Consider the following 11,564-nt stretch of genomic DNA (forward strand, 5'->3'; position numbering starts at 1 on the left):
CCCCCCGCCTGCGGCGACCCCCTTAAAAAGGGGGTAAAGAGGAGAAAAAGCCCCCCAATTTATCGGGGGTTGGATATTCAAGAGACAAATATGTTAACCGAACTGTATTGTCTTTGCTGTGCCCATTTTGCTCGATCTTATATTTCAGATGGATATTTTAATAGTTGAAGATGAACCAGAAATTGCTCGTTTAATCGAACTCTCTTTAGAAAAAGAAGGATTTTTTTGTCGCACTAGCCGCGATGGGATGAATGCTTTGCGGATGTTTCAAGAGCAACCACCTGATTTAATTATTTTAGATTTAATGATTCCTGGTTTGGATGGGTTGGAAGTTTGTGCCCGAATTCGCCAGAAACCAGGTGCGAAAGATCCTTACATTTTAATGCTTACTGCTAAGGGTGAAGAAATCGATCGCGTCATTGGCCTGTCTACTGGTGCTGATGATTATATGGTCAAACCCTTTAGCCCCAGAGAGTTGGTAGCTAGGGTGCGGGCACTATTACGGCGTAGCCTCCGCCAAGGAGGACAACATCAAGTCAATCGTACCCAACACTTTATTGTTGATGTAGACCAGCGCACTGCCAGTCGCCAGACGAATTCTCAAGAAGTTGAAATTTTGGACTTAACCACCCTAGAATTTAACTTGCTAACCACCTTTGTCAGTAATCCTGGTCGAGTTTGGAACCGTACCCAACTAATTGATAAACTTTGGGGAGATAATTTTTTTGGCGATGAACGAGTTGTAGATACTCATGTAGCTCGGTTGCGAAAAAAGATTGAACCCGATCCGGCAAATCCGACTTTTATTAAAACTGTTGTTGGGGTTGGCTATAAATTTGAAGATCCTTTGGTAGCGTAAATGTTATGAAGATGGGGCTGAGAGGGCGCCTGTTTTTCTCCCACTTAGTAGTAATGATCGTGGGAGTAGCTAGTCTGGTGAGCATTAGCAAAATCTCTTCCCCCCGCTTGTTTGTCTTGCATTTGGAAGGATTAGAAAATCAGGGGTTCGACTTAATCGATGTCCGTGCTGAATTGGTTACAGGATTTGAACTTGCTTGGCAGCGCAGCACTCTTTGGTCTGTCTTAGTCGGCACTACCGCCGCCGGAGGATTGAGTTACTGGGTGTCCAGACGAATTATGCAGCGATTGACCGAGATGGAACAAATCACCCAAAAATTTGCTGCTGGTCAGATGGATGCACGACTACCTGTGTCTGACATTCCAGAACTTAGTGGATTGAGCAGTAGTTTCAACCGAATGGCAGCCAGTTTAGAAGGTGTAGAAGCGCGGCGGCGAGAAGTGATTGGAGATATGACCCATGAATTACGAACACCATTAACTGTGGTGCGCGGTTATTTGGAAGAACTGGCTGATGGGGAAATTGAAGCGTCTCCTGAAATCTATCGGCGTTTAGCGAAAGAAACTCGACGCTTAGAGCGGTTGGTGAACGATTTGCAAGAACTATCTAAGGCAGAAGCCGGTTATCTACCAATTAATATCCAACGGGTAAATTTATATCCGTTGTTAGAGTCATTAGTGGAGAAATTTTCCGACCAACTATTGGAAGATGGGCCAGTTATGCTCTTGAAATGTCCATCTGTGCTACCTCCTGTATTGGCAGATGTTGACCGTACAGAACAGGTGCTAGTTAATCTACTAGGTAATGCAGTTCGTTACACTAACGAAGGTTCAATTACCATTACTGTTGGGATTGACGCATCTCAACTCTGGATTGCGGTTAGTGATACAGGCATTGGTATCGCTCCAGAAAATTTGCCTCATGTGTTTGAGCGCTTCTGGCGAGCCGATCAATCGCGCGATCGCCATTCGGGAGGTACTGGTATTGGTTTAACTATTTCCCGTCGTTTGATTGAATTACAAGGCGGTCAAATTCAGGTAGAAAGCGAATTGGGAGTTGGCAGTACGTTTCGCTTTTTTCTGCCTTTGGCTTGAGACAAAACCTTCAATTCCGAGGGATTGACACAAGCTAGTCATGGCTGTGTCATACCCAATTGCTAATTTGAAAGTATCCAAAATTCTAGCTTGTTGATGAATGCCAGGATTTTAGAAATGCATAGAGTGTAACATTATGTCTACTTTTATTTTGGCTGCTTTTTTGGTTAGTTTACTCAGTGCTTCAGGTTATGCTGCGATCGCCTACTTGTTCCCTCAAAATCGCTCATTAAAATAATTCGTAATTCGTAATTCGTAATTCGTAGTTAAAAATTGAATTACGAACTTGTACTGAGCGTAGCCGTTGGCGCAGCCTCTCGTAGAGAAGTATTAGTAATTAGTTAATCTCCTTTCTCAATAATTCTGGAATTTGAGAAGGACGTTCAGCTACTGTTACTTCCGCTTCTTTTAAAGCAGCTAATTTACTTTGGGCTGTGCCAAAGTCAGGATCGCGTCCGATAACTGTTGCTAAAGTCCCAGTTTGACGCCAAGTTTTTCCTGGTGGTGCAAGTCTTCCTGCAATGTAGGCAATTACTGGTTTATCAATTGCTTCAGCAATATACCGCGCTGCTGCTTCTTCACTACCACCACCAGGTTGACCGACTAAAACGATCGCTTCTGTGGTTTCATCCTCATCGAGAATTTGCAGCCATTGCAAAAATGAGGAACCGACGATCGCATCACTACCAATACTGACACTAATTGACTGCCCTAAACCTGCTTTTGTTAATTCGTAGGCAATTTCATAGGTGAGGGTACTGCTACGACTAACGATCCCCACTGTTCCAGGGGTATAAAATTCGCTGGGTTGAGTTCCTAAGAGAATTTTTCCCGGTACAATGATCCCCGGACTATTTGGCCCGATTACCAAAGTTTCACAGGCTTCGGCTTTACGGAGTAATTGCACCATATCCAAAGGCGGCACACCAGCAGTAATAATAATAATCTGGCGAATATTAGATGCGATCGCTTCTAATGCTGCATCTAAAACATCATAAGGATCTACACAAATAATTGTGGTGTCAATTGCCCCAAATTGTTCTATTACTTCCTCTACTAAATCAAATACTGGCAGTCCATGCAATTCCTGTCCGCCGCATCCAGGATTGACACCAGCTACTAAATTCGTGCCATAAGCTTTCATTTGATCGACATGAGTGCTTGATATAAATTCACAAAAGCCTTGAATTAAAACTTTACTTTCTGGCGTTAGGTTCATAAAAAATTACCGTAAGTTTGATAACCCAGCGCTTTGAACTACTGGGCATAGAAACAACACATTTACAGTGTCGTATTGATTCAATTTTTACTGAAATTCCAAAAATGAGTCTGGAAGCTAAGTGTTCCAAAAGTGAGAAAACGCGCCCCTAGCTAGAAATATTCAGTTTGAATGTACTATATAATTTAGTCCCAGAAAGCAAAGCTGTATTTAATTTGAGCATCAAGTTCAACAATTTATACCCGACGGTAAAAACTAATAATTTTTGATTTTTGAATTGTCACAAAATGACATTCACTATCTTTTATTAGCCGTTGGTTTAGCAAGGAGAACTGCTGCTGCCACTGCCTCATCTAGATTTTCTACCACGACAAGCGCATCGGTGTGGGTTTTTAGTGTTGTCAAATATTTTCTCGCAGTGTTAAATTCAGAACCCGCAAGCCGGACAACTAAGGATGGAAAATTAAGCTGTCGCCGTTTACTACCATTAGAACGTACAACCTGTGATTGAAGTTCGCTGTCGTCTTGCTGCACTACTCTAGCTATAACTTCAGCCACTTCCTCGGTTTGCGGAATGCTACCCAGAAAGTTAATTAGTATTACTTGAATGCTTTTATCAGCCTCCAGCATTTTCAAACCTGTTTCTAGGCGATCGCGGAAGGTAGTTGGTGTAGTATCTGTAAGGAAAGCATGACGTAGATTCAAACAAACACCTGGATTGCCACCAGCATTTGCAACTAAATCTAAAGTTGCCATCACTGAACCAGTACCGTTACCTAAAATACCGATTTTTCCATGCATTTGTACACCATCCCAGTCGCCCAAAATACCGTTAATTTCAGTAGTGGTATGACGACTGATAATTTTTGCTGCCATCTCGGCCAGATCGGGATGACGCTTGATCGACCGTTCGTTGACCCTGACTTTACCATTAAGAGCCATAACTTGACTAGTAGTACTGACTGCCAAGGGATTAATTTCGACTAAATCCAGGTCTTTTTGGACAAATAAGTGGTACATCTTTTCCACAACGCTGCTTACCGACTGCATCAGCGTTCCTTGCAAACCCATTTTCAAAGCCAATCGTCGGGCATAAAATGGTGAGAATTCCTGTTCCACGACAACGTAGTGCATTCTTTCCCCAGCCGATTCCCAATCGATATCTGCTTCTTTGCAACCTAAAAGTACCGGTCGGCAGGCAGCAGTATCTAAAACTACTGCTAGATAAAATTCTTGGTTGGCGTCGTATCTAGATTCTGCCAGTACAACTTCCGGCAATTCGCCCCAAATTGGTAAACTAAAGATATTTTGAGCAGCTGCGATCGCATCGATAGTCGTTTGGGCAAATCTGACTCCACCAGCTTTTGCCCGTTCCGCTCCGTGGACTTGAGATTTCAGTACAATTGGATAGCGAATTTTTAACCGTTTCAAATCTGTAGGATGGTCAATTCGTTGGGAAGGCAATACCGGGATGCCTATCTTCGCAAACCATTCTTTAACTTGGTACTCTAATAAATCCATTGATACACCTTAGTATTGACACTTTCCAAGATTTTGGTTATTCCTGTCTTGATATTTTGCAGCACCTTGATTGCAGAATTAACCTTTTTGCAGCTATAAAAACTTATTTTTCACGGATCAATTTTATCGAATTCAGCAAATTCAGCATATTAATTTTGATAGTCAACTTGTTTGTGACAGGGCCACAACACATAATTAATCTCCTCAGTAAGTTTCCCAGCATAGAAGATAACTAGCTTTTTTGTCAAAACCCTCTGACATAGCATCGTTTTCTTAACCTTTAGATAATTTGGTAAAAATTGTTCTGCAACTAGCATTTTGCAAAGCAGTAGCTTTTGTGAGTTTAATTATCGCAAAGTAATGCAGTGAAAATACCCAAATCTTCTATTATTCCCATTTTTTATTTTTAATTTATATCTGAAGACAGATTATTTAATTTTGTATCTAGCGCTGTAAAAATGTATCGGCACGAACAATAATTACTTTTTTAATTTTTGGTGAAAAGTCAGAATTTGTGTTAGAAAGTTGGTCGTTCAGATTCTCAGGCTGTGGTTGATTAAACTGTGCATTTGCATTCAACAAATCTAAAAAGTTCATTTCATCCCCTTAAAGATAATCAAAACAATATAGAAGTTCAGCGGGAAAGCTGTATGAAAGTAGCAGTCCAGCAGGAAGATTTACAGCTTTTAGCCAAAACTTTGCAAGAACAATTACTTGTAGAAGTCTCAACCGCTGAAGTCTTCGAGGTTAAGTGCGTCGTCAATAAAGGCGAGTTAATGATTTTAACGCAACACGCGTCAGATGTAATCGTTGACGCTCAACTAATTTTTGCAGTCATTGAGGAGGTACTTCAGTCTTTAGCACCCCACAAAGAGCAACGGGTGCAATGTTTCCTCAGAGTTTTTGGCGAACAACTCCCTTATGCTAAATGTTTCTTGGCGTTGAAGCCGACGGGAGGATGGGTAGCAGAGGGAGATGAGGAAGTACAAAAAGATGAGGAAGTAATATTCCCCTCATCATCTCTGACATATTCTCCATTAATCAATGAGAGCGAAGAAGAAAAAGAAGAAGAACTGTTTGACCCGTTTGCAGATGTGCCGAATTTCTCGGCTTCAAAGCCAGGATTCCAGGTCAAACCTATCCTCTTGGGTGCAGCGTTGGTGGGAATTATAGTTTTAGGCGGTGGTGCTTACTTATTGACTCGCCCTTGCGTGATGTCTGAGTGTAAGGAAATACAAAACGCCGAGCAATTAAAAATAAAATCTGCGCAACTGATGCGCCGCGCTAAGTCTGAAAAAGAATTAGTTGCTGTACAACAGCAACTTACAGCAGCCAGCACAGACCTGAATGTAATTCCTAGTTGGTCGCCTCGTTACCAGCTGTCACAGGAACTAAAAGCAAGTTTATCTGGGCGATCGCAAAAAATCGATCGGGTGGTCAAAGCTTTGCAAACGGCATCTTTGGCGACACAAAAAGTTCAAACTCCAGCATCTAGCTTAGAGGAATTACAAACTAGGCAACACTTATGGCGACAGGCTATAGCGCCACTAGAAAGTATAAGTTCTAGTAGTGAACTCTATGGGCTGGTGCAGGGTAAATTATTGAATTATCGTGTCCGTTTGCACGCTGTAAATCAACAGATATTTATTGAGGAAAAATGGCTAAAAAAACTAACAATGGCAAAAGGTGTAGCTGTTGCAGCCGAGAAGCAGGAGGCTACTGCTAAATCCTTGAATGACTGGCAAAAGGCGCAATCTACTTGGCTGGTGGTAATTAATGCCTTGAATACGATTCCCCGAAATAGCGTTGGATACCAAGAAGCCCAAAAGCTGTTGGTAGATTATAAACCTAAATTAGTATTAGTACGCGATCGCGCTACTAAAGAACAATTAGCTGTTAAAACCTACCAACAGGCCCTTACCACTGCCAAGCAAGCCAAAGTTTATGAACAACAAAAACAATGGCAAGCAGCGGCGATATATTGGGAGCAGGCTTTGCAAACTGCTAAAAAAGTTCCCCAAGATAGCTTGTACTACACTCAGGCTCAGTCTCTCCTCGAACCCTATTCGTCTGCGCTCAAACAAACACAAGAAAAAGTACAAGTTGTTAGTAGTTTGCAACAAACCCGCACTGACTTAGATAAGACTTGCATTAATGGAATTCGGATTTGCACCTTTAGCATAGACAATGCAGAAATTATTGTCCGACTAACCCCTGAGTATGACCAAATAAGGCAAAATAACTTCGCTAATCCTTATTCTCAGAATTCGGATACTGCTGTTGACGTTACCAATCACTTGCAAATCTTACGCGAAGCCCTAGCCGTAATTGGTGAAAATGCCAATCTATCCCTTTTTCTTTATGATTCCCAAGGTCAGGTAATTTATACGCGGACTTTAGGCGGGTAAGTAAAATACCGATTTAAGTATAAAGGATGAATTGTACATTAACTAATTATTTGTCAATTTAACAAAATACTGCCACAGCATTTCAAATACCTAAAACCCTGACATAATACTTACTATGTCAGGGTTTTTCTTATTTCAGGAAAATAGCGATCGCACTACTGGCTAAAAGTTACAGATTATAGAGCGGGCGATGGGACTCGAACCCACGACGTTCACCATGGGAAGATGACATTCTACCACTGAATTACACCCGCAAATTGCTAACATAAACTTATGCTTAAAATTAAGCATACCACTATTTACAGCTGTTTTCAATTGGCTAGAAAATCCACTATTTTGACAACTACTGATGCATGAGTCCTGTAGCTGTTCAGATTAGAAAATTTTTTTAGCTAGCTGATGACGGCACTTATTACAATATTTAACTAAAGAACAATGTCCTCGCCTCGCTCCGTGAAGCGAACTTCTTTTATATTCCATTGAGTATTACTCGTTAAGGTTTTGCGGAGACTGCCAAACAGAGCAAACTGTTCACAACTAGAAAGAGAAGTTATTTGCCGCTTTGACTCAGGAGATATTCGTAAATCAACTGTAGCAATGCCATTTTTGATGTTGACACGATACCCAGACAAGCTAAAGTCGCTTGTATCTCGTTTTTCTAAGATTTTACTTACGACATTTGTCACTGGTTCCTCGGCTGGTACTGAAATCTTTTCTGGAATTAGCTTTTGACATTGGGTATCACTTGTGTATAGTGTTACGTTAGTAGTTTTGCTAGTGGCAACCTTAGAAGTTGGTGAGGAAGGCGTATTTTCCTTTCGTGAGGAAGGCGTATTTTCCTTAGAAGATTCTTGATTAGGAAACTTTTCTCTCAACTGAGCTACGCTAGGAATTTGGCTGGGAGACTGAGAAGGTAGGCTATTCGTCGGTGCTGGTACTGTGGTAGGGTATGAAGTTGCGCTGTCAATATTACCTGCGGTAGGGTTAGAACTACAACTACCGAGGCTCACAACCATTGTCACAAAAATAGGGGGTAAAAAATATTTCTTGATTGTGTTCATAAATTTTGCTTATAAATAATGTTATTTATTTCAGTGTCGTTGGTATTAATTCCGCATAAATTCGTGAATATTGAGCCAGTCTATAAAGTGTCAACCAAAAATCTTTTAAAGTCAAATTTTATACTATTCACTAAAATTACAATATTTGCTATTCAAGGATCTATGTCTGACAACTATTAGGGATACAATAAACTAGAGAATTACTGGAACCAGTAGCACTGCATCTGCGTCTGCTGCTTGTGCTAAATAAATTTGGCAAGAGTAAAATCAACTCCTTGCAAAATATTAGAAAAACTTGTGCTTTTAGATTACTGATTAAAAGTAAATTACTAGTTTTCACTACTTTTTTGCTTCGTCAATTGCTGCACTAATAATTGTACTCCCAAAGCCAATAAACCAATTGCCACTATAGCAAAAATACCGCTACCTAAAGCAACTACACCAACTACCAGAGTACGAACAGCAGAAGAAATCTTTACCACCAATGGATTGATTGAATGGATCGGTTTACTAGCAAAATTTGTCGCGATCGCAATCATCAGCGAATAGGCTGCAAATGCCATCCCTCCAGAAATCGCCGCCCCAGTAAAACAGCGTAACGGACTAGCTGTCACCTGTTCTTTAGCATTTGTTTGCGGCGTTAGATTTTGGTCATTCATAATATTTAGATTTTAGATGTTAGATTTTGGATTGGAGCATTAGGAATAATTATTGTTTGTCATTTAAATTGCATCTTTGCGTTTTTTTGATGATTTGAACTATGCAACTTAAAAGCTCATTCATCAGCTTATTGCCCATACTTCATTAACAATAAAGATTTATTTAAATTGAAGATGCCACCTGAATACCATGTGTAATTGTCCGAGTCACAAACAATTCTAAGTCTTCATCAAGAATTGCTTCCCTAGCTTGCAGTTTGACTTGTTCTGCCTGCTGCTGAGACTCAACAAGAGTAAAAACTGTTGGCCCAGAACCAGACATCATTGTTCCTAAAACACCTTCTTGATTTGCAAACATTTCTCGCAACTGCAAGACTTGCGGATAGGCTGGCAATACGACACGCTCTAAATCATTGTGCAGTTTTTGGGCAATTTTTCTGGCATCTCTATCCAGAATAGCTTTTACTATAGCCCCTGAATGAACTGCATTAGCACGCGCTTCCAAATTTTTGCTATCTCTAATATAAGAATGACCAAACTGCTGTCGATAAGTTTTGTATGCCCAAGGTGTGGAAACTTCCAGACTGCGGTATTTCCCCAATACTATATATATGTTATCTAAACTCGGCAGGGGAGAAAGTTGCTCACCCCTACCTGTTGCGATCGCAGTTCCACCCGCTACACAAAAAGGTACATCTGAACCAAGTGTACTTGCCAACTCTTCTAATTCTGACTGAGTTAGCCCCAACTTCCATAATAAATCTATCCCCACCAACACAGCTGCTGCATTTGTCGAACCTCCAGCCAACCCAGCAGCTACAGGAATCTGCTTATTAACGGTAATCTCCACACCCCCATATTTAGCAAAGGCTTCGGGAAATTGCCTTACCATTAATTCTGCTGCTCGGTATGCCAGATTACTTTTATCTGTCGGTACTTGTGGGTGGTTGCAGTGAACACGAATGCTGTCAGTGCTGAGAGAACGCACATCAATTTTGTCTGCAAGTCCGATACTTTGAAGTATCATGGCTAACTCGTGATAACCATCGGGGCGATCGCCAATGATTTCCAAATACAAGTTGATTTTAGCAGGGGCAATTAGGCTGTAGGAACGCATTTTCTAGAAGTGGGGAATGGGGAATGGGGAATGAAGAAGGACGAATGGGAAAAATCTGCCTTGTTCCCTACTCCCTACTTTCTACTCCCAGTTCATTTGCTAAAATTACCCATTGCTGAACGCTGAGGTCTTCGGCTCTAGCTTGGGGATTTATTTTTAATTGTTCCAGTAAGTGGCTCAGGCGATCGCGTTCTATAACTGATTGCAAATTATTTCGTAACATTTTGCGCTTGGCACCAAACCCCAATTTTAAGAAATTCTCTAATTGTCGGGGATTAAGCACTGGTATTTCTATTTTTCGGGGACGCAATCGCACCACTGCTGAATCGACTTTTGGCGGTGGATGGAATGCGGCGGCTGGGACTGTGCAGATCAACTCACACTCAGCCAAATATTGTACCCGCACACTCAACGCCCCAAAAGCTTTTGATCCTGCTTTAGCATACAATCTTTCTGCGACTTCTTTTTGTACCAGTAACACTATTGAGTCAAATGGTTCGGAGTTGGGGTTAGCGATCGTACCCAGTAGTTTCTCAATAATTGGCCCTGTAATGTTGTAAGGAATATTGGCTACTACCTTATTTGGCTTTTGGAAATTAGGAAAGGCTAGTAGATTAGATGGTAAATCTAGGGTGAGAAAATCGCCTTGCAGCAATAGGAAATTTTTAGTCTTACCGAGTTGCTTTGATAACAGTTGACATAAATCGCGGTCTATTTCAACTGCAATCATAGATTCTACTAAGGGCAATAACTGACGAGTTAGAATGCCAGTGCCAGGCCCAATTTCTAGGACGCGATCGCTTTGTGTACACTCAGCTGCTTTAATAATTGCGTCGAGCGCCTTTTCACTTTTGAGCCAATGTTGAGCAAAGACCTTACGCGGTCGGATCATCTGTATTTATTGCCTAGTCTAATTTTTAGCTGTTTATCAAAAATTCATTATAAATTTTGAAGTCCCTATACAGCGCTAGATTTACTGTAACGCCTATCTTCTCCTCCAAACGCTTTGCGATCGTAGTGATGGCGATCGCGTAAATGTCCATATAAGCGTCACCTGTAGGATGGGAGTCTTAAACCGCAACCTTCCCAACAACTATGCTCTTAATATAATTAATTCGAGCATTTGGATTCAAGATACATACCTCTAGCAAGACTACCTCCTGCCTTTTTGAATAATCATTAATTACTTAATTTGCATCAGATCCCATTTAGATCTAGAGACAAGCAACGTGCATTATTCACACACTCAGGTTTAGCCACTTCGTTCTCGCCTCCCTCCTGTTGCTTAACCTATTAACCTGAAAGCAAGTCCAGGCAAGCGATTTGCCATTTTAGAAAAAAAAATAAGTTTACCCCTTGACAAACTAGGGGATGACTAGTTACTCTAGTTAAGTGGAAAGGCGAAAGACGCCAAACCACCGCTGAACCTGTAAAACATAATACTTTGAAAGCTTAAGAAAAAACCAATCCTCGTCAAAAGATTTTGCTTTTGGTAAATCCAAAAGGATAGTCAAAATTAATAATAGGATTCCGGGAAATATTTTTTTCGGAGCCACAAACTCGAAACACAACAAAACGGAGAGTTTGATCCTGGCTCAGGATGAACGCTGGCGGTATGCTTAACAC

10 protein-coding genes and 1 tRNA gene are annotated in these 11,564 nt (G+C 41.0%); 3 read left to right on the forward strand and 8 right to left on the reverse strand.

Features of this window, described 5'->3' with window-relative positions:
• The first annotated feature begins 148 nt into the window (after window positions 1-148).
• A complete protein-coding gene (locus RM049_RS24260) occupies window positions 149-859 on the forward strand; it encodes a response regulator transcription factor (protein ID WP_322674510.1) in 711 nt (236 codons plus the stop codon).
• A gap of 5 nt (window positions 860-864) precedes the next feature.
• Window positions 865-1,953 carry a HAMP domain-containing sensor histidine kinase gene (locus tag RM049_RS24265; protein WP_322705982.1) on the forward strand — a complete coding sequence of 363 codons (1,089 nt, stop codon included), beginning with the start codon at window positions 865-867 and terminating at the stop codon, window positions 1,951-1,953.
• 337 nt (window positions 1,954-2,290) lie between these two features.
• Here the strand turns inward: RM049_RS24265 and RM049_RS24270 are convergent, their stop codons facing one another.
• The 3 genes from RM049_RS24270 to RM049_RS24280 form a co-directional block, all read right to left on the reverse strand.
• A complete protein-coding gene (locus tag RM049_RS24270; protein ID WP_322674512.1) occupies window positions 2,291-3,172 on the reverse strand; it encodes a CoA-binding protein in 882 nt (293 codons plus the stop codon).
• Window positions 3,173-3,469: 297 nt separating this feature from the next.
• Entirely contained in the window at window positions 3,470-4,693 is a 1,224-nt protein-coding gene (locus RM049_RS24275; protein ID WP_322674513.1) for a succinate--CoA ligase subunit beta, read from the reverse strand.
• 444 nt (window positions 4,694-5,137) lie between these two features.
• On the reverse strand, window positions 5,138-5,290 hold the full coding sequence (locus RM049_RS24280; RefSeq protein ID WP_322691057.1) for a hypothetical protein: 153 nt from the start codon (window positions 5,288-5,290) through the stop codon (window positions 5,138-5,140).
• A gap of 53 nt (window positions 5,291-5,343) precedes the next feature.
• Between RM049_RS24280 and RM049_RS24285 the strand changes: the two genes are divergently transcribed.
• Window positions 5,344-7,101 carry a hypothetical protein gene (locus tag RM049_RS24285; RefSeq protein WP_322705983.1) on the forward strand — a complete coding sequence of 586 codons (1,758 nt, stop codon included), beginning with the start codon at window positions 5,344-5,346 and terminating at the stop codon, window positions 7,099-7,101.
• 182 nt (window positions 7,102-7,283) lie between these two features.
• On the opposite strand, the gene RM049_RS24290 is transcribed toward RM049_RS24285, so the two are convergent.
• From RM049_RS24290 to rsmA, 5 genes are all read right to left on the reverse strand, one after another.
• A tRNA-Gly gene (locus RM049_RS24290) sits at window positions 7,284-7,355 on the reverse strand.
• Window positions 7,356-7,526: 171 nt separating this feature from the next.
• The gene (locus RM049_RS24295) at window positions 7,527-8,162 is read right to left on the reverse strand and encodes a sporulation/spore germination protein (RefSeq protein WP_322705984.1); all 636 of its coding nucleotides are present in this window, start codon (window positions 8,160-8,162) and stop codon (window positions 7,527-7,529) included.
• A gap of 329 nt (window positions 8,163-8,491) precedes the next feature.
• Window positions 8,492-8,821, reverse strand: a complete 330-nt coding sequence (locus RM049_RS24300; protein WP_322674528.1) for a DUF3082 domain-containing protein — start codon at window positions 8,819-8,821, stop codon at window positions 8,492-8,494.
• A gap of 163 nt (window positions 8,822-8,984) precedes the next feature.
• Window positions 8,985-9,938, reverse strand: a complete 954-nt coding sequence (gene ispE / locus RM049_RS24305; RefSeq protein ID WP_322674529.1) for a 4-(cytidine 5'-diphospho)-2-C-methyl-D-erythritol kinase — start codon at window positions 9,936-9,938, stop codon at window positions 8,985-8,987.
• 67 nt (window positions 9,939-10,005) lie between these two features.
• Entirely contained in the window at window positions 10,006-10,830 is an 825-nt protein-coding gene (gene rsmA, locus RM049_RS24310) for a 16S rRNA (adenine(1518)-N(6)/adenine(1519)-N(6))-dimethyltransferase RsmA (RefSeq protein ID WP_322705985.1), read from the reverse strand.
• Between the last annotated feature and the right edge of the window lie 734 nt (window positions 10,831-11,564).

Source organism: Nostoc sp. DedQUE04, assembly GCF_034530995.1.
In the GTDB taxonomy this organism is placed as follows: domain Bacteria; phylum Cyanobacteriota; class Cyanobacteriia; order Cyanobacteriales; family Nostocaceae; genus Nostoc.